Source organism: Pseudomonas sp. RGB (genome assembly GCF_007713445.1).
In the GTDB taxonomy this organism is placed as follows: Bacteria; Pseudomonadota; Gammaproteobacteria; order Pseudomonadales; family Pseudomonadaceae; genus Aquipseudomonas.
In genome coordinates, this window is the sequence record NZ_VMSH01000011.1 from 116841 (window position 1) to 135840 (window position 19000).

The following is a 19000-nucleotide window of genomic DNA, read 5'->3' on the forward strand; positions in this document are numbered from 1 at the left end:
CTCGCTTATTGTTGTTATGAAGGGCTACTTGAAGTCTTTGACGTTGTCCGGCGTGATCAGCTTGAACGGAATGATCACGTTCTGCTCGACCGGCTCATGCTTGGCCATCTTGCGCGCCGCTTCCACCGAGCCGACAGCCTGCCCTTTCGCGTCCTGGAAAGCCGACGCGGCCATGTCGCCCTTGGTAATCGCGTTCAAGCCATCCGGTGTACCATCGACCCCGGCGATCAACACGCTGCCCGGTTTGGTGCCCGCCGACTTCAGCGCCATGGAGGCGCCGATGGCCATCTCATCGTTGTTGGCCAGCACCGCATTGAACTCACGCCCCTGGGTCAGCCAGTCGTTGACCAGCGTCATGCCGCGGTCACGCAGCCAGGTACCGGTCTGTTCCTGTTCGATGGTGATGCCGGGGTACTTGGCCAGAACCTCTTTCACGCCTTTGGTGCGGTTGGTGGTGGAGTTGTTGGCCAGGTCGCCCAACAGGATCACGATCTTGCCTTTGCCACCGAGTTTGTCGGCGATGTACTGCATTTGCAGGCGACCGGCCTCGACGTCATCGGAGGTCACGGCCACCACATCTTTAGGCAAGTCTTTCTGATCAGGCCGGCGGTTGACGAACACCAGCGGAATGCCCGCCTTGGTCGCCGCACTGATGATGTTCTTGGTCGACGCGGTATCCACCGGGTTGACGATAATCGCGTCGACTTTCTGGCTGATGAAGTTCTCGACCTGGCTCAGTTGCTTGACCACGTCGGCGCGGGCGTCTTCAAACTGCAACTGCACGCCATCGCCCTTGGGGTAGGACTTGGCTTGCTTGTCCATGTCCTCGCGCAGGTAAGTCAGAAAGGTGTCGTCGAAGGCGGACATGCTCACGCCTACTTTGATATCGGCAGCCGAGGCAAAACCGCTGGCAAGCAGCATGGACAAGGCCAGCGCGGTGAAACGGATCGGGGTCTTCATGAACGGTCTGTCTCCAATTTCTTGTTGGTTTTGTGGACGTTGCGTTTTTCAGAGCGAGGAAGCCGGCAGCCGCACGATCGGTGCCCCCGGAATGCAGCACACCAGGGCGCCTTTGTTTTCGACGCACAGCACATTGAGGAAGGAGAAATAAAACGGCCGGGCGCGGGGCAGACCGCGTGGCGCTTGCTGGGCAGGGCGTAAAACTCGCAGTACAGCGTTGAAGATTTTCATCTGACGGTACCTGGTTGTTTTTGATCTTGTTTTTGTTGAGTCGCCCGGATCAAGCCCGAAGCGTACTTTTTGCAACCTGGAAAAGACTTTATTGGAAAATAATTTCCATATCAACCTGTTTTAGAATTTTATTCTATTTTTGTTGAAACCACCTGTTGGCGCTGGTTGCTAAGGCGCGCGGCGTCCAATATACGGGTGGTTTCCAGTGCGTCATAGGCGTTCACCGGCAGCGCTCCCTGCCCTTGCACGGCACTGTGCAACTGGCGATAGAACTGCGTCCAGCAGCCTTTCTCCGAGGGCACACGCTCGCGTTCCGCGCCTTGCTCAAACCAGCCCCAGCGTCGGTGCTCTTCAGCGCCCCAGTGCTCGCCTTCGGTTTTCGGCGTCTTGCCGGCCATCAGCGCTTCTTCCTGGCCATCAAGCCCGTCCACGGTGTAACAACCCAGGGTGCCGCTGACGCGAAAACGCGGGGCCTGACTGTTTTGCAGCGCACTGCCCCACAGGTGGGAAATCACGCCGTTGGCGTGGGTCAGCGAAACAAAAAAGCCGTGATCGAGAGTGGGATGTTCCGGGCTGAACTGCAGTTGCGCGAACACCCGGTCCACCGGGCCGAACAGCTGCATCGCCTGGTCCACCAGATGACTGCCGAGGTCGCGCAACCATCCGCCGCCGCTGGCATTGCCCACGGCTTGCGGATTGAAGCGTTCGACACGGGACTCAAAACGGGTGATCTGGCCCAGCGCACCGGCGTCGATCAGTTTGCGCAACGTGAGGAAGTCCGAGTCCCAACGCCGGTTCTGGTAAACGCTGAGCAACACGCCCTGGCGTTCGGCGGCGGTGATCAGTGCCTGGGCCTGTTCGGCGTTGCTGGCGAACGGTTTGTCGCTGACCACCGCAACCCCATGTTCGATGGCTTCCAGTACCAGCGCCGGACGGCCCTTGAGCGTGGTGGAAATCACCAGGACGTCGACACCGGCCTCGACGATCTAGCCGATGGTGTCGTAGGCCTTGAGGCCGGGATGGTCAGCCGCCAATTGCTGGCGCCGCTCGGGTGAGCGTGTCACCACGCCGACAAACGTTGCGCCGGGCAACGTTGCAATCAACGGTGCGTGAAAAAAACGGCCGCCGTGGCCGTAGCCAACTAGTCCGATTCGCATAGATGCGCTCCTTCATGAAGTGGAAACCCAGTTCAAATGTGGGAGCTGGCTTGCCTGCGAATGCAGCGTGTCAGTCAATGAACCCGCCACTGAAAGACCGCTATCGCAGGCAACCCAGCTCCCACACTGACTGCATTCCACCTGCCCGAAAATGATCCTTGATCGTTCCTGCGCAGAGCGTTGGAACGATCGGTTGCTTATTGGCACAGCTCGTGGGTTACCCGCTCCAGCATCATCCGGTTGGATTCATCCGGTCGGTCTTCCCAAGCAAACACCGAAACCGTGGCGATGCCGTCGAACTTGATCTCGCGCAAGGTGCCGAAAAACGCCTCCCAGTTGACCTCGCCCTGACCGATGTCCAGGTGCTGATGCACCGTGGCGGTAACGCCCGGCGGGTTGACGATGTAGCGCAGGTTCGACGACGCGCGGTGGTTATAGGTGTCGGCAATGATCAAGTGGCCGAGCTTGGAACCGGCGTACTTGAGCATCGAGGCGATATCGCCTTTGCCGTCGTCATAAAAGAAGGTGTGCGGCGCGGCGTAGAGGTAGTTGATCCAGTCGCGGTCGAGGCCGCGAATGATGTCCACCGACTCGTTGTTGCGCTCACAGAAGTCATACGGATGCGCCTGGATATCCAGCTTGATGCCTTCACGCTCGAACTCCGGGATCAGCTCGTCCATGGAGCGCATGAACTGGTTTTCGCACACCAGCGGGTTGTCGGACTGGCCGGTGAACTCAGTGTTGACCAGCTCGCAGTCCATTTCCACGGCGATCTGGATCGCACGCTTCCAGTTGCGCACGGCGGCGACGCGCAGGCCTTCGTCGGCCGCGGCCCAGTGGTACATCGGCAGCAGGGATGACAGTTGCACACCGGCATCGCTCAAGGCCTTGCGAAATTCCTTGATGCGCGCACGGTCAACGCGAGCGGCTTTGTAGAACGGCAGGAAGTCTTCGCGGGGTGAGAGTTCGATGTGCTGGTAGCCGAGTTCGGCGGCCTTGTCGACCATCTGGCCAAGGGGCAGATGGCGGTACATGTAGGGGTCTAAGGCGATACGCATAGGTGAAACTCCCGTATCTGAAATTGGAATCCGCTCGAATGTGGGAGCTGGCTTGCCTGCGATAGCGGTGCATCAGGCGGCATTTATATTGAATGTGCCGCCGTTTTCGCAGGCAAGCCAGCTCCCACACTGATCCGGTTCCTCCAGTGCAATAGGTGTCAGCCGTAAAAATGTGGGCGCTCTGGCAGGCCGACTTTCACAACCTGCTCACTGCGCTGCGCCTCAATGCACGCATCCGCCGCCACCGCTGCCGCAAACCCATCCCACGCCGACGGCCCGCCCACGTGCCCGGCGCGTACGCCGTCGATGAACGCCTGCAGTTCGACGTCGTAGGCGCCGATAAAGCGGTCCTTCCAGTCCATCAGAATCGCATTCGACAGCTTGGCCTCGCTGCGCAGTTGCACCTGCGAAGGCTCCGGCAGTTTGGCAATACCGGTCTCCCCCACCACTTCGCACTGAATGTCGTAGCCGTACTGGCAGTTCACAAACACTTCCACGTCGATGCGCGTGCCCTTGGCGGTTTCCAGCAGCACGATCTGCGGGTCACGCAAGTGGGCCAACGCCTTGCTCGATTTGCGCGGGAACACCACCTGCACCGACACGTAGTCGTCGTTGAGCAACCAGCGCAACACATCCAGTTCATGGATCAAGGTGTCGGTGATCGCCATGTCGGTCTTGTAGTTTTCGCCCACCGTCGGGTTGCGGTGCGCGCAGTGCAGCATCAAAGGCTCGCCGATCTGGCCGCTGTCGATGACCGCCTTGAGGGCGCGATAACCTTCGTCGTACGGGCGCATAAAGCCCACTTGCACCAGGCGCTTGCCGAAGGCGATTTCGGCATCGACGATTTTGCGGCAGCCTTCTGCAGTGACGGCCAAGGGCTTTTCGCAGAACACCGGCTTGCCGGCAGCGATGGCAGCGAGCACGAATTCTTCGTGGCTCGGGCCCCAGGAAGTCACGAGAATTGCCTCGACCTGCGGCGAGTTGATCAACGCATGGCCGTCCGCGTACACCTCGGCGGTCAGCTGCAAATCAGCGACGACCCTGGCGGCTTGCTCAAGGTTGATGTCGGTCACCGCCACCACCTGGCTATTGAGCATGGTCTGGCTGCACCGACGGATATGGTCCCGGCCAATGGCGCCCGTACCGATAACGCCCAACTTCAAAGACATACAAACACTCCTCTTGTTATTAGTACTGCCGGGCCTTGGCCAGGCGTTCATTGAGTTGTTTGGCCACCGCGTCAGTGCGCGCGCTGGTCGAGACCTGCGCCACCCCGACCCGCCACCACGACAGGTATTTGTGGATCATGGTCTTGGGCAGAACCTTGATATCGATCAGCGTCGACACCGTTTGCGTACGTGCATCGGCCAACGCCGCCTGCAACTGTTCCACCGTGCTGACCTTGTAGGTCTTGCAGCCATAGGCCGCCGCACTCATGGCGAAATCCACCGGCACAAAACCGCCGTCGAGCTTGCCGGTCTCCGGGTTGCGGAAGCGAAACTCGGTGCCGAAGCTGTCCATGCCGTGTTCCATCTGCAGGTTGTTGATGCAGCCGAAAGTCATGTTGTCGAGCAGCACCACGTTGATCTTGCGCCGCTCCTGGATCGAGGTGGCCAGCTCCGAGTGCAGCATCATGTAGGAGCCGTCACCCACCAGCGCATAGACCTCGCGCGCCGGCTCGGCGAGCTTCACGCCCAGGGCCGCATTGACCTCGTAGCCCATGCACGAATAGCCATACTCGACGTGGTAGGTGTTGACGCCCTTGCTGCGCCAGCTGCGCTGCAAGTCGCCCGGCAAGCTGCCGGCGGCGGCGACGATGATGGCGTCGTCGGCCAGAGTTTCGTTGAGCACGCCGAGCACGCGGCTTTGGGTCAGACAGGAACCGGTCAGCTCGATAAACTCGCGCAGCACGGCCGGATCCATGTGGTCGTTGATTTCCGGGACGAAATTGTCCGTCTGGTAGTCAGCCTGGTAGATGCGGTCCACCTCGGCATCCAGCTGCGCCTTGGCGTCGCGCGGCTGATCCGCCCAGTCGGAACGGTAGTCGCCCAAGGCATCCGCCAGTGCTTCGAGGCCCACTTGGGCATCCGCCAGCAGTTGCACGCCGTCCAGTTTCAGGGCATCGCAAGGGCTGATATTGAGGTTGAGAAACTTGACCTCAGGGTGCTTGAACAGCGACTTCGACGCGGTGGTGAAGTCGGTGTAGCGCGTACCGATGCCAATGATCAGGTCCGCTTCCGGGGCCAGCAGGTTTGCCGCCAGGCAGCCGGTTTCACCGAGACCGCCCAGGTTCAGCGGGTGGCTGGAGACCACTGCGCTTTTGCCTGCCTGGGTTTCGGCGAAGGGGATGTCAAAGCGTTCGGCAAACGCTTGCAGCGCGGCATTCGCGCCGGCGTATTTGACCCCGCCGCCGCAGATGATCAGCGGTTTTCGCTTGCCTCGAAACGCAGCCAACGCATCGCCGATCATCGCTTCAGTCGGCGGCCGGCGTTCGATACGGTGCACACGTTTTTGCAGGAAGTAGTCGGGATAGTCCCAGGCTTCAGCCTGTACATCCTGCGGCAGGGCCAACGTGACGGCGCCGGTTTCCGCGGGGTCAGTGAGCACGCGCATCGCATGGATCGCAGCAGTCATCAGTTGCTCGGGGCGGTTGATGCGGTCCCAGTACTTGCTCACGGAACGGAAGGCATCGTTGGTGCTGATGCTCAAATCGTGAAACTGCTCGATCTGCTGCAGCACCGGGTCGGGCTGGCGGCTGGCATAGACATCGCCGGGCAACAGCAGCAACGGAATACGGTTGGCCGTGGCGGTGGCGGCGGCGGTAATCATATTTGCCGCGCCCGGCCCCACCGACGAGGTGCACGCGTAGATCTTGCGGCGCAGGTGCTGCTTGGCAAACCCGATGGCGGCGTGGGCCATGCCTTGCTCATTGCGGCCCTGATGCACCACCAGATCGCCGCTGTCCTGCTCCAGCGCCTGGCCCAGCCCCAGCACGTTGCCGTGGCCGAAAATGGTAAAAACCCCGGCGACAAACTTGCTCTGCACGCCATCGACTTCGATGTACTGGTTATCCAGAAACTTCACCAGGGCCTGGGCCATGGTCAATCTTGTTGTGGTCATCACTTGCACCTTGAGTGAATGCAGATCCATTGTTCAACACAGATCTAATGTGGGAGCTGGCTTGCCTGCGATGGCGGTGTATCAGCCAACTGTTTATCAACTGACAGACTGCTATCGCAGGCAAGCCCGCTCCCACAGTTTGGCCGGCGTTAGGTCCGGGAATTTTGTAGATGGGCGATGCTCGCCCCCAATGCCTGCTGGATATCCGCCAGCGCATGCACGCTTTCAGCAAACGGCTCGAACGACAGATAACCGCCGTAGCCGGTGCTGAGCAAGGTGTCGATCTGCGCCGCATTGCCGAGGATATCGCCCTCGCCCACCAGCACGCGGTGGCCGTCGCGAATGGCATTGAGCGGTGCGTCGCGATCCTCGACGCCGGAGATATGCACCAGGCCGGTCAGCTGCGGGAAGAATTCCTGTTCGCCAGCCAGGTGATGGTGAAAGGTGTCGTGCACCAGGCGGAACACATCCAGGCCGCCAATCGCCTGGATCGCATCCACGGCCACACGCTTGCGGCGCAGCGCGCATTCTTCAAAACCCAGCGGCTCGATGAAACCGAGAATCTTGTACTCGCGCAGGATCGGCGCCAACTCGCTCAACGCCGTGCGCAAACCGGCCGCGCGTTGGGCTTCGTTGCGGGTATCGCCGCGCTCGTTCAGCGGGCACATCACCAGGCCTTGCGCACCGCATTCGCGGGCGTAGGTGGCGAGCTTAATCGCCTGGGCACGGCGCTCGTCATTCCAAACATCAAACGGGTACAGCGCGTTGATCGACAGCACCGTGATGCCCTGCACCGCGCACAACTCACGCACGCGGCTGGCCGGGGTGCCGTATTCGATTTCATGACCTTTGAGGTCGTTGCGAATCTCGATGGCATCGCACTTGAGGGCCGCCGCCAACTGGATGAAATCCGGCAGGGAAAGGTCGGGCGCGACCATGCGGTTAAGGGCAAAACGTAGCGGCGACTTCATTATTGTTGTTCTCCGTTCAAACCGGTCAGAGGTCCAGCAGCCAGCTGTGCTGCGGGTCGTTATGGAAATGCCAGGCGCGCTTGGGGCCGGCCATCACGTTCAAGTAATACGACTCGTAGCCATACGGCACGCTGACCGGGTGATACCCCTTGGGCACCACCACCAGGTCGCTGTTTTCCACAGCCATGGCCTGGTCGATGCTGCGATCGTCGGTGTACACGCGCTGGAACACGAAGCCCTGGGGCGGGTTGATCTGGTGGTAGTAGGTCTCTTCGAGAAAGCTTTGGTGCGGCAGGTCGTCGGTGTCGTGCTTGTGCGGCGGATAGCTGGACGAGTGCCCGGACGGCGTGCGCACTTCCACCACCAGCAGCGAATGGGCCGGCTCGCTGTCGGGCAGGATGTCGCACACATACCGGGTGTTGGCGCCCTTGCCGCGCACGCTGCGCTTGCACTGTTCAGGGCGAATCAGGCGCGGCTCAAAACCTGGGGCACCGGGTGCGGCGCACACGGCGATTTGCACATCGCTCAACGCGGTCACCTGCGCATCGGTGCCGGGCGGCAGGTAGGCGGCGAAGGGCGATTTGTCTTCGAACACGGACTGACGATCCCCCAGGTTCTGCCAGTTGAAGCCCTCGCCTTGGATATTCACCCGGCCGCTGAGCAGCACCAGGCACAGCTCCTGATCACCGGCGGTGACCGGCAACGTTTCACCCAGGCTCAGGCGGTAGGCGGCAAAGCCTACGTACTCCAGGCGCCCTTCTTCCAGGGCAACCATGGTTTGCCCGCGTTTGCTGCTCTTGACCAACAAGCTCATCACTTAAGTCCTCTCGCTGAGAAGCGTGCGCAACGTGTCGTAGCCCTTTTTCGCGTAGATATAGCTGGGCGCTACGGCCGGGTCCTGCTCGGCTTCCACCACCAGCCAGCCCTCGTACTTGGCCGCCAACAGCACGTCGAGCAACTCGGCAAAGTCGATATCGCCGTCACCGGGCACGGTGAAGGTGCCGTTGACGATGCAGTCGGGAAAGCTCCACATCTGGTTGCGCGCCAGTTGCACCACCGGTTTGCGCACGTCCTTGAAATGCACGTGACAGACGCGCTCGATGTGTTTGCGCAGCACCTCGACAGGCTCGCCGCCGCCCATGTAGCAGTGGCCCGAATCGAACAGCAGGCCGACTTCCGGGCCGGTGCGGCGCATCAACTGGTCAATGTCTTCGGGGGATTCGACGTAGGCACCCATGTGGTGGTGGTAGGCCAGGCGCACGCCCTGGGACAGGGTGAAACGCGCCAGTTCGGTAAGTTTGTCGGCGTATTCCTGCCAGGCGTGTTCACTGTGAAAACGTGGACGTTCGATCAGGCGCACCCTGGCGCCCTGAATCGAATCGGCGACTTCGCCGTAGACCAGCACCTTGGCGCCGTTGAGTTTGAGCAGCTCGACGTGACCGGCGATGGCCTCGATTTCTTGCGCCACCGAACGCCGTGCCAGGCGGCTGGAATACCAGCCGGAGACCAGCGCCAGGTCGTAGGGGCGCAGCACGTCGCCGACGCCTTGGGCGTCCTTGGGGAATTTGCCGTTGAGTTCAAAACCTTCGTAGCCGATCTCCTTGCCTTCGCCCAGGGCGGTGCTCAAGGGCGTTTCACCGCCCAGGGCCGGCAGGTCGTCGTTGCTCCAGGAGATCGGGTTGATGCCAATTCGGATTGCGGGCATGGCTGCACCTTTTGTTTTTATCTGACTTAAGCCTGGTGAGGTTTGCTTTGTGTGGGAGCTGGCTTGCCTGCGATCGCATCAGCCCGGCGTATCTGATGGACCGAGTTGTCTGCATCGCAGGCAAGCCAGCTCCCACATTTGAGCGTGTTTAACTTCTAGCACTGCGCCAGGCGTTGATGAGCTGTTCGAAGGTGCCCTGCACCTGCTCGATCAGCGTTTGATCATCAATCTCCCCCGCCATCCATGCGCGGCTCGGTTCCTGGAAGATCGTACGGCCCACCGCAAACCCTCGGCAGGTGCTGCTTTGGCTGGCTTGCCGGAAACCGTCGGCGAGGCATTCAGCCGAAGCGTTCAGGCCCAGCAGCACCACGCCACGGCAATACGGATCGCGCTCCTGGATCAGTTCGTCGAGTTTTTTCCAGTCCTGCGCCGACTGCGCCTCGATCTTCCACCACGCCGGGTAGATGCCCAGGTTGTACAGGCGCTTGAGGCTGCGATAGAGCACGTCGGGATAGGTGGACGGGTGATCCTTGGGCGGGATGACTTCCAGCAGCAGCTCATGGCCGCTGACCAGCGAAGCTTCGTACACCGCCTTCAGTTGCGCTTCCTGTTCCAGGCGCAGCATCGGCTCGTCATCAGGGTGGTATTGCACCAGGCACTTGATGATTTGCTCCTGGGGCCAGGCAATCAGGTTGCTGCCCACCGAGCGCCCGTGCTCGAACGCCAGCGGCCGCGAGTTCTGCACTTCCACCGGGCGCGCGATCCACCAGCCGCGACCGCTGGCGGCGTTGAGCGCGTCCTGGCCGAAACGCTGGTCGGCCAACAGGCCCACGTCGGCTTCGACGCCCTGCTCGCGCAGCTTGGCTTCGACGCGTTCGATGGCCTGGATAAACAACTGCTTGATGGCGCTGATACGCGTCGGGTCCTGGCCGCCTTTTTGCGCCAGGTCCACCAGTTGCCAGCGATGGTCGAAGGCAAACACGAACAGCTGCTTCCAGGCTTTGCGCGGCACCGTGACGCGGTGCAGACGCTGCAAGGTGACGTCTTGATCGGGCCGGGTGATGGGCACCGGGCTGTTGAACAGGTAATCCAGCTCGGCAGGCGTGGGCATGGCCGGCGCGCAGGCGTGGCGGGACACCACCAGGCCGCCACACGCGTTGGCCAACTGGCTGCAACGCTCGTCGCTGGCGTCGTTGATCCAGCCGCTGAGAAAGCCCGACATGAACGCATCGCCGGCGCCCAGCACATTGAGCACCTCGACGCGCACGCCGGGGTAGATGGCGCCGTCTTCCAGCCGCGCGGGGATCGCGCCGTGGATCACCGTGCAGCCCTGCGGGCCGAGCTTGACCACCAGGGTGGCCGGGGTCAGTTCACGCACGGTGCGCAGCGCGGTGAGCAAATCTTCACTGCCGCCGGCGATCAGAAACTCTTCTTCGGTGCCGACGATCAGGTCAAAACGCGGCAGGATTTTCTGCACATGCTGGCTGACGTTCTGGTCGGCGACAAACCGGGTCTCGCCGTCGGCCTTGCCCGCCAGGCCCCATAGCACCGGGCGGTAGTCGATATCGAGCACGCGCTTGACGTTGTGTTTAGCTGCGTAGTCCAGGGCCTGAATGCTGGCCTTGTACACGCCATCGGTGGAGAAATGCGTGCCGGTGATCAGCAAGGCTTTGCTGGAGGCAATAAAGGCCTCGCTGATGTCTTCGGCGCGCAGGGCCATGTCGGCGCAGTTTTCGCGGTAGAACACCAGCGGGAAGGTTTCGCGGTCCTTGAGGCCCAGCAGCACCAGCGCGGTGAGGCGTTCCGGGTCGACCTTGATGCCGCTGACATCGCAGCCTTCGCGGGCCAAGGACTCCACCAGGAAGCGGCCCATGTGGTCGTCGCCCACCCGGCTCAACATCGCCGATTTAAGCCCCAGCCGTGCGGTGCCGAAGGCGATATTGGCGGAGGACCCGCCGAGGTACTTGGCGAAGCTGGACACGTCCTCAAGTCGCGCACCCACTTGCTGTGCGTAGAGGTCGACGCCCAGGCGTCCGAGGCAAATCAGATCCAATTGACGCCCACTGGCAAAACGAGTCTGGCCCATGCTGGCTCCTGTTATTTTTATCAGCCTGCGTGGTGCCGCCGTGGTGGCGGCACACGCTCTTGGTGAAAGCAGACTAGAACGTCCGGCGGCCGCAATCAATATTTATTCCATAATTATTTTTAGTGGAATATTTTTTCCAATAAACCAGCATAATGGCCTGCCAGCCCTCCTGCATCGTTTCAGCAGGCCACGGCCACCGTGATGCCGGGGTATTTTTTTGCGCCTACCCTGTAGACTTGCGCCCACCCATCAGCGCATCAGAAGAACACGCCAGAAGGATTGCCCATGTCCCGCACCGATCCCGAGACCACCCTGGAAGAGACTATCGCCAGCCCTCCGATCAATGCCGAGCGCCTGTTGCAGCTGATCACCGACGAATACGAAAGCCTGCCACGCCAGCTCAAACGCATCGCCAGCTACATGAGCCAGCAAAGCGACCGGATCATGGTCGACCGCATCAGCGACATCGCCCGCGAGTGCGAAGTGCACCCTTCGGCCATCGTGCGGTTCTCCCAGCGGTTCGGTTTCAGTGGTTTCAGTGAGATGCAGGCGCTGTTTCGCGAGGCCTACACCCACAAGACCACGCCGGTGCAGAACTACCAGCAACGCATCCGCAGCATGATCGCCAACAAGTCGCAAAAGGCCAGCGGCGGCGACCTGGCGCGCGAATGCGTGAACGCCACCCTCTCCGGCATCGAGCGCCTGGGGCTGGAACTCGATGATGTGGCCTTCGAGAAAGCCGTGGACCTGGTGGTCAATGCCGACAATATCTACGTGGTGGGCGTGCGCCGCTCCTTCGCGGTGGCCGATTACCTGGTCTACAACCTGCAGCACACCAACAAGCGCATTCACTTGATTTCCGGTTTGGGCGGCAGTTACCGCGAGCAGATGCGCAGCGTGCGTGCCAATGACCTGGTGATCGCCATCAGCTTTACGCCGTATGGCAAAGAGACTCAGCATTGCCTGCGCATTGCCCAGCATCACCAGGCCAAGACCTTGATCATCACCGACAGCAACCTGTCGCCCCTGGCCAAACGGGCGAACGCGGTGCTGTTGGTGAATGAAGGGTCGTCGTTTGCGTTTCGCTCGCTGAGCGCCACGTTGTGCCTGTGCCAGGCATTGTTTATTGCGGTGGCGTATCGGTTGGAGTTGAAGGTGGATGAGATTCATGAACAGGTGGGGTTCGACGACTGATCTTCTGGTACTGAAGATCCGCTGTGGGCGCGAGTCTGTCGTGGCGAGCGGGCTTGCCCCGCGTTGGGACGCGAAGCGGCCCTGAAACCTGACGCCGCGGTCTATCAATGAGCGCGCGGCGGCCTTATTGGGGCTGCTTTGCAGCCCAACGCGGGGCAAGCCCGCTCGCCACGACAGACCGGCCCACCACAACAAGCCCGCTCGCCACAGCAAGCCCGCTGGCCACGACAATCATTGGCGCGGCGATGCGGCTCATGCCTTCGGTGATGGCTGCCAGCAGGTCACCGTCCTTGCGCTCAGCCCAGGCGTTTTTCAGGTAGCGCACAGCATGACCAGGATTAAACGCAGAAGACGGCTTATGAGGCACGGGTTAAGCCGCTGTTAACAATTGCGTGAGCACCCGGCCGTGATAGCGAATCTGCGCCAGGGTCAGCGCTGTGTAGCCGATGATCACCGCCGCCGGCAAGTTCGCCGCGACGCAGAACTTGCTCAGTGGCTGCAAGGTCAGCCCGGCGGCGGCGGCGCGGGTGCAGAATTCGCTTTCCTCGACACCGCTTGGCAGCCACAGCACAAAGTGCAACCCGGCGTGCTGGCCGCTCACCGGGCACTCATCCGGCAGACAGGCGAGCAGCGCATCGCGACGCGCCTGATAAGCCTGGCGCGAAGCCCGCAGGTGCCGCACAAACGCGCCGCTGGCGAGAAACTCCACCAGCCCCGACTGATCCGTCGCGCCCACCGAATGCCCGGTGAGTTGCAGGGTGCGCAGCAACGCGGGGCGCAACGCCTTGGGCACCACCATGAACCCCACGCGCAGGCCCGGGAACAGGTTCTTGTTGAAGCTGCCGCAGTAGATTACCCGGTCGCCGGAATCCAGGGATTTGAGCGCCGCCAGTGGCGCGCTGTTGTAGTTGTATTCGCTGTCGTAGTCGTCTTCGATCACCCAGGCGTCGGCGCGGGCGGCCCAATCCAGCAGCGCCAGGCGGCGTGAAACCGACAGGGTCATGCCCAGCGGCGCCTGGTGCGCCGGTGTCACATAGGCCAGGCGCGCCGTGTCGGGGAGTTGCGCGGTATCAAGGCCTTCGGCTGTCACCGGCACCGGCACCACCTGCGCACCGGCCAGACTGAACAGGCGGCGTGCCGGTGTGTAACCGGGGTCTTCCACGCACGCGGTGTCACCGGGTTTGAGCAGCGTGCGCGCGATCAGGTCCAGGCCATGGCGAATGCCGGTGGTGACAACGATTTCGTCCGCCTCGCAGTGCATGCCGCGATAACTGCGCACGTAGTCGGCGATCTGTTCACGCAACGCGGGCAAGCCGGCCGGGTGGGCGGCCTCCAATACGCCTGGCCCCGCAGACAGCAAGCCTCGGGAGACGCACCGCGCCCAGGTTTTCAGGTCGAACAGGCTCGCGTCCGGGCGCCGTGCGACAAAGGGGACGTGGCTTTGCACACCCGCGTCAGGCTGATCCGGTATGGCCGCGCGGCGTGGACTTGCGCTGGGCGCCGGCGCCGCAATGAATTGCTCGGGGATCACCGCGCTGACGCGCGTGCCGGAACCCGCCACGCGCTGCACGTAACCTTCACTGTGCAAGCGCTCAAACGCCGCTTCAAGCGTGCCACGCGACACCAGCCAGCGTTCGGCCAGGCTGCGGGTAGACGGCAAGCGGCTGCCGGCGGGCAATTGCCGATTCAGGATGGCGGCGCGCAATGCGTCGTAGGCGCCCTGCTGCTTGCCGGCGTCCAGGCTATCGGGGCGCGGCAGGTCCAGGTGGGAGGCGGCTTTTCCTCGGCTCATAGTGGTCCATTCATTGGAGGCATAAGTGGCCCTGAGGATTAAACCACATACCCGCTAGAGTTCGAACTCTACTCCTTGCGAAGAAGCTTCCCATGACGCAACGCGCCCTCTCCTCCGGGTTCTGGCTGGTGCTGCTGACCGTACTCATCGGCCTGCCACGTATCACCCTGGACATGCACCTGCCAGCCCTGCCGGCCATGGCCGACGACTTCCACGCCAGCGACAGCCAGTTGCAGCTGACCCTCACGCTGTACGCCCTGGGCTCGGCCATTTCCTTGCTGGTCAGCGGCCCGTTGACCGACCGCTTCGGGCGCCGCCCGGTGCTGCTGAGCGGGCTGTTGATGTACGCGGTCGCCACCGTGGCCTGCGCGCTGGCCGACAGCATTGGTGTGCTGATCGTCGCCCGCCTGTTTCAAGCCTTGGGCGGTTGCTGCACCACAGTCATCGGCCGGGTGATCGTGCGCGATCACTTTGACCGTCATGAACAGGCGCGCCTGCTTGGCCTGATCTCCATGGCCATGGCGATTTCGCCGATGGCCGCACCGGTGCTGGGCAGCCTGATGCTGCCGTTCATCCATTGGCGCGGCCTGTTTATCGTATTGGCCGTGATCGGCGTGACGCTGTGCCTGGTGGTGTTTCGCCGGCTGCCGGAAACCCGTCCACCGGAAGTCGCCGCCGCGCCGCCGAGCAACCTGCTGCGCCTGTACGGCCAGCTGTTGCGCGACCGTTATTTCCTGCGGTACTCCCTGGCAATCGGCTGCGTGTACAGCACGTATTTCCCTTTTATCAGCGAGTCGTCGGCTCTGCTGCAACGCGGCTTTCACTTGTCTGCCTCGGCCTACGCGCTGGTGTTTGTCGCGACGATCAGTGGCTACATGCTCGGCGCCAACCTGTTCCGCCGACTGGTGCTGCGCGTTGAAGCCGATCAGTTGATCAGTGCCGCCATCGCCTTGAATGTGCTGGGTTGCGTGATGCTCGCCGGGGCCACGGTCGCCGTGCCCCAGGCCTGGCTGGCGATTGTGCTGCCGATGGTGGTGATCATGGTGTCGGTGGGGATGGTGATTCCGGCCTGCCAGCTGTCGGTGTTGCAGCCTTACGGCGCGATTGCCGGAACCGCGTCGGGGTTTTTCTTCTTTATCCAGATGTTCCTGACGGCCGTGAGCAGTTGGGCCACCGGGATGCTGTCGGACGGCACCTCGCAACCCCTGGTGATCATGACGTCAGTGGCCAGCGCATTGCTGGTCGCAGGTTGGCGGGCCTTGCAACAAAAAGCCGCGCCTGTGGGTCAGGCGCGGCTTGGGTAAAGCGCGATCAGGATCAGTGCATGAAGATCGCGATCAGAATGATGAGCGGGATAGGCACACCGAGGAACCAAAGCAGTAATGAGCGCATGTTGTTCTCCTTGATTAACGAACGTAGTTTTCAGTTTCGACGTACACCACGGCGTCACGACGACGACCGCCGAAGGTGGCAGCGAAACTGGCAAAGAAGGCACCGATCAACAGCGCAATGAAGGTCCACAGCGAGGTGTAGGCAGCCACTTTGGCGGCAGTGTCGGCGGCTTGCTTGGCTTTGACCTTGGCGTCTTCGATGGCTTTGCGGGCATCGCCGTACACCTTGTCGATACGCGCTTCGGCGTCAGCCTGGCTGAGGTTGGTGCGCTGGCTGATCAACTGAGCCAGGTAGGTACGGTCTTCAGGGGCCAGCTGGCCGTCGTTGCTCAGGGTGCGAGTGAAGATGCGCGCTACAACGCCATGCACGGCATCATCGCTGACGGCGGCTGGGCGATCATCGCGAAACAGGCTGTCGACGTAGTAGTCAAAGTCGCCGCTGTTGGCGCCTTTGGCTGCACTGCCGGCTGCCTGAGTCAGGCCACTGGCGGCGCTCGAAGCGACACCGGCGCCGGCTTTAACGCCGCCGCTGACCACACTGCTCACCGAGCCGACGACCAGCACTGCGGTCACCAGCGTAGCGACTGCCCATGCGAGGAAACCGTGGGCGGTGTCGCGAAAGTACACTTCGTCACCGTGCATGTTGGCCCACTTCACACGCAAGCGGCCGGCAATGTAGCCGCCCAGGCCCGATGCGACGATCTGGGTGAACGCCAGCCAGACAATCGTGGAAATGCCAAGCCCCTTGGCGCTGATACCGCTGTCGGCCCACGGCGACACCGCCGAAAAGCCCAGGCCGAAGCCCAGCAGCACGAGGATCAGCGACAGTGCGGCCGCCGCAGCGGCCCCGGCGAAAATTGCCCCCCAGGAAACCCCAGAGTGCGAGCTCGATTCTTGCAGCGTGGATGACGATGTGATCATTGTTGTTTTGCTCCCGGCAGGAAAAATAGTGTTACAACTCTCAAAAGGGACAGTGCAGGCACCATGCCAGCCGAGCGAAAAAATAAATCCCTTATATTTCAACAAGATACAAAAATTGAACTAACTTAAACCATGCAAGTTGCAAGAAATGATCGAAAACAGCGTGCTTTATGCAATCCCCCAACGCCCACGGCCCGTGTGAACGCTGGCCGGCATGAAAGTTGTGTCAGTTTTGCCAAGATGAAGTTTAATTTAGGAAGCGTTCAGGCATTTCTTGGCAAAATGCCCCCACTTCTAGTGTGAATCGCTCACCAGGTAATCCTATGACCCGTATTTTGACCATCGAGGATGACGCCGTTACAGCCCGCGAGATCGTCGCCGAGCTGAGTAGCCATGGACTGGATGTAGATTGGGTGGACAACGGCCGTGAAGGCCTGGTCCGCGCTGTGAGTGGTGACTACGATCTGATCACCCTCGACCGTATGCTGCCGGAACTCGATGGCCTGGCCATCGTCACGACCCTGCGCACCATTGGCGTGTCGACGCCGATCCTGATGATCAGCGCCCTTTCCGATGTTGACGAGCGAGTACGCGGCCTGCGGGCCGGCGGCGATGACTACCTGACCAAGCCGTTTGCGTCCGACGAAATGGCCGCCCGCGTTGAAGTGCTGCTGCGGCGCAAAAGCACGGTCAAGGAGTTCGAAACCGCCCTGCGCGTGGCCGACCTCGAACTGAACCTGATCAGCCGCGAAGCCAGCCGCGCCGAACAGCCGCTGAGCCTGCTGCCCACCGAATACAAACTGCTCGAATTCCTGATGCGCAACACCGGGCAGATCCTGTCGCGCATGATGATCTTCGAGGAAGTCTGGGGTTATCACTTCGACCCGGGCACCAACCTGATCGACGTGCACATCGGTCGCCTGCGCAAAAAAATCGACCCGCCGGGCCTCACGCCGCTGATCCGCACGGTACGAGGTTCCGGTTATGTCATTGCTGAACCCCTCTAAAGGCTGGCGCTCCTCCAGCAGCCGCTTGCTGGCGCTTTACAGTTCGCTGTTCGTCGCCTGGAGCTGCATCCTCATGGGGGTGCTGTATTACGAGGTGTCGGGTTACCTGGGTGATCTGTCGCGTCACTCGCTGATGCAGCGTCAGCACCTGTTTCAACGCTTCGACGGTGAAGAACTGGTGGAAGCCCTGACCACCAGCATGACCTTCGACATGAAAGGCGTGGACGCCTACGGCCTGTTCGATGAGCAATTTCGCCCCTTGAGCGGGCCGATCCGCGCAGTGCCACCGGACCTGCCGCTGGACGGCAAGATCCACGCCCTGGCCAACTGTGTCGACTCTGACGACCCGAAACTGCCCAAGGACAGCTGCGATGCGGTGGCCACCCACACCGAAGACGGCCGCTGGCTGGTACTCGTGCGCGCCAACGGTTCGCTGTTTGGCGTAACCCGGATCATCTGGCATGCGCTGCTGTGGGCACTCTCCCTGACGATTATTCCCGGTGCTGCCGGTTGGCATTTGTTACGCCGTCGCCCGCTGCGGCGCATTCGCGGGATTCAGGCCAGTGCCGAGGCCATCGTCGCCGGTGACCTGACGCACCGCCTGCCGTTGTCTGACCGACGCGACGAACTGGACATGCTCGCCGCCATCGTCAACGCCATGCTCGACCGCATCGAGAAGTTGATGAACGAGGTCAAGGGCGTGTGCGACAACATCGCCCACGACCTGCGCACGCCGCTGACGCGCTTGCGCGCGCAGCTCTACCGCATCAAACAAGAGGCAGAGGAAAACTCCGTCTACGCGGTGAAACTGGACGATGCGATTGCTGAAACCGATACGCTGATGGCGCGCTTTCGCGGGCTGTTGCGCATCTCGGAGCTGGAAGACCACCAGCGCCGTTCGGGTTTCCTGGTGATGGACCCGCTGCCGCTGTTGCGCGAACTGCATGACTTTTACCTGCCGCTGGCGGAAGAAGGCGAATTGCAGCTGCGCCTCGAAGTGCCCGACTCGTTGCCGTGGATTACCGGCGACCGCGCACTGTTGTTCGAAGCCTTGGCCAACCTGTTGAGCAACTCGATCAAGTTCTCGCCACCCAACGGTGAAGTGATCCTGCGTGGCGTCAATGATGCCGGCAGCACGCGTATCGAGGTGCACGACTCAGGCCCGGGCATCCCGGCTGCGGAGCGCGACGCGGTGTTCCAGCGCTTCTATCGCGTGGATGAAAGCGACCAGCAAGGCGGGTTCGGGTTGGGCTTGTCGATTGTCGCGGCGATCATCAACCTGCATGGCTTCAAGTTGGAAGTCGGCAACAGCCGATGCGGGGGCGCATGCCTGCTGCTGGAGTGTCGGCAGCAATTGATGCCTGAATAGTCAAAACACCCCAAAACAGTGTGGGAGCTGGCTTGCCG

Annotated in this window: 17 protein-coding genes and 1 pseudogene; 5 read left to right on the top strand and 13 right to left on the bottom strand. The window is 61.7% G+C overall.

The features are described from left to right. Positions 1–24: 24 nt before the first annotated feature. The 10 genes and pseudogenes from FPT15_RS21965 to iolC form a co-directional block, all read right to left on the bottom strand. Complete coding sequence (locus FPT15_RS21965; protein ID WP_145164600.1) at positions 25–960, bottom strand: sugar ABC transporter substrate-binding protein; 936 nt, start codon at positions 958–960, stop codon at positions 25–27. A gap of 48 nt (positions 961–1008) precedes the next feature. Next, positions 1009–1191 carry a hypothetical protein gene (locus tag FPT15_RS21970; RefSeq protein WP_145164602.1) on the bottom strand — a complete coding sequence of 61 codons (183 nt, stop codon included), beginning with the start codon at positions 1189–1191 and terminating at the stop codon, positions 1009–1011. A 128-nt stretch (positions 1192–1319) separates the two neighbouring features. Next, positions 1320–2348: pseudogene (locus tag FPT15_RS21975) on the bottom strand (Gfo/Idh/MocA family oxidoreductase). A gap of 197 nt (positions 2349–2545) precedes the next feature. Beyond that, positions 2546–3406 (bottom strand): sugar phosphate isomerase/epimerase family protein, encoded by an 861-nt coding sequence (locus FPT15_RS21980; RefSeq protein ID WP_145164604.1) that lies wholly within the window; start codon positions 3404–3406, stop codon positions 2546–2548. 158 nt (positions 3407–3564) lie between these two features. Further along, entirely contained in the window at positions 3565–4575 is a 1011-nt protein-coding gene (locus FPT15_RS21985) for a Gfo/Idh/MocA family protein (RefSeq protein WP_145164606.1), read from the bottom strand. Between the two features lie 19 nt (positions 4576–4594). Next, positions 4595–6526, bottom strand: a complete 1932-nt coding sequence (gene iolD, locus FPT15_RS21990) for a 3D-(3,5/4)-trihydroxycyclohexane-1,2-dione acylhydrolase (decyclizing) (RefSeq protein ID WP_145164608.1) — start codon at positions 6524–6526, stop codon at positions 4595–4597. Positions 6527–6675: 149 nt separating this feature from the next. Then, on the bottom strand, positions 6676–7497 hold the full coding sequence (locus FPT15_RS21995; protein WP_145164610.1) for a TIM barrel protein: 822 nt from the start codon (positions 7495–7497) through the stop codon (positions 6676–6678). A gap of 25 nt (positions 7498–7522) precedes the next feature. After that, positions 7523–8311: a 5-deoxy-glucuronate isomerase gene (gene iolB / locus FPT15_RS22000; protein ID WP_145164612.1), complete on the bottom strand. Its 789-nt coding sequence runs from the start codon at positions 8309–8311 to the stop codon at positions 7523–7525. A 3-nt stretch (positions 8312–8314) separates the two neighbouring features. Further along, entirely contained in the window at positions 8315–9202 is an 888-nt protein-coding gene (gene iolE, locus FPT15_RS22005) for a myo-inosose-2 dehydratase (protein WP_145164614.1), read from the bottom strand. Positions 9203–9350: 148 nt separating this feature from the next. Continuing rightward, positions 9351–11288, bottom strand: coding sequence for a 5-dehydro-2-deoxygluconokinase (gene iolC / locus FPT15_RS22015; RefSeq protein ID WP_145164616.1), 1938 nt, complete (start codon positions 11286–11288; stop codon positions 9351–9353). On the opposite strand from iolC, the gene FPT15_RS22020 reads away from it, so the two are divergent. Both FPT15_RS22020 and FPT15_RS22025 read left to right on the top strand, forming a co-directional pair. Further along, complete coding sequence (locus FPT15_RS22020; protein ID WP_145164618.1) at positions 11287–11490, top strand: hypothetical protein; 204 nt, start codon at positions 11287–11289, stop codon at positions 11488–11490. The genes iolC and FPT15_RS22020 overlap by 2 nt on opposite strands. A gap of 83 nt (positions 11491–11573) precedes the next feature. Continuing rightward, positions 11574–12482 (top strand): MurR/RpiR family transcriptional regulator, encoded by a 909-nt coding sequence (locus FPT15_RS22025; RefSeq protein ID WP_106580294.1) that lies wholly within the window; start codon positions 11574–11576, stop codon positions 12480–12482. A 124-nt stretch (positions 12483–12606) separates the two neighbouring features. Here the strand turns inward: FPT15_RS22025 and FPT15_RS22030 are convergent, their stop codons facing one another. Together FPT15_RS22030 and FPT15_RS22035 are read right to left on the bottom strand one after the other, a co-directional pair. After that, positions 12607–12807, bottom strand: a complete 201-nt coding sequence (locus tag FPT15_RS22030; protein ID WP_145164620.1) for a hypothetical protein — start codon at positions 12805–12807, stop codon at positions 12607–12609. A gap of 45 nt (positions 12808–12852) precedes the next feature. Continuing rightward, the gene (locus tag FPT15_RS22035; protein ID WP_145164622.1) at positions 12853–14274 is read right to left on the bottom strand and encodes a PLP-dependent aminotransferase family protein; all 1422 of its coding nucleotides are present in this window, start codon (positions 14272–14274) and stop codon (positions 12853–12855) included. Between the two features lie 92 nt (positions 14275–14366). On the opposite strand from FPT15_RS22035, the gene FPT15_RS22040 reads away from it, so the two are divergent. Beyond that, entirely contained in the window at positions 14367–15578 is a 1212-nt protein-coding gene (locus FPT15_RS22040; protein ID WP_145164624.1) for a multidrug effflux MFS transporter, read from the top strand. A 102-nt stretch (positions 15579–15680) separates the two neighbouring features. Here FPT15_RS22040 and FPT15_RS22045 read toward each other — a convergent pair whose 3' ends face one another. After that, on the bottom strand, positions 15681–16586 hold the full coding sequence (locus FPT15_RS22045) for a hypothetical protein (RefSeq protein WP_106580301.1): 906 nt from the start codon (positions 16584–16586) through the stop codon (positions 15681–15683). 323 nt (positions 16587–16909) lie between these two features. Here FPT15_RS22045 and FPT15_RS22050 point away from each other — a divergent pair, with 323 nt between their 5' ends. Continuing rightward, on the top strand, positions 16910–17593 hold the full coding sequence (locus tag FPT15_RS22050) for a response regulator transcription factor (RefSeq protein WP_003219726.1): 684 nt from the start codon (positions 16910–16912) through the stop codon (positions 17591–17593). Further along, on the top strand, positions 17571–18962 hold the full coding sequence (locus FPT15_RS22055; protein ID WP_145164627.1) for a HAMP domain-containing sensor histidine kinase: 1392 nt from the start codon (positions 17571–17573) through the stop codon (positions 18960–18962). The genes FPT15_RS22050 and FPT15_RS22055 overlap by 23 nt, the downstream gene beginning before the upstream one ends. Positions 18963–19000 lie beyond the last annotated feature (38 nt).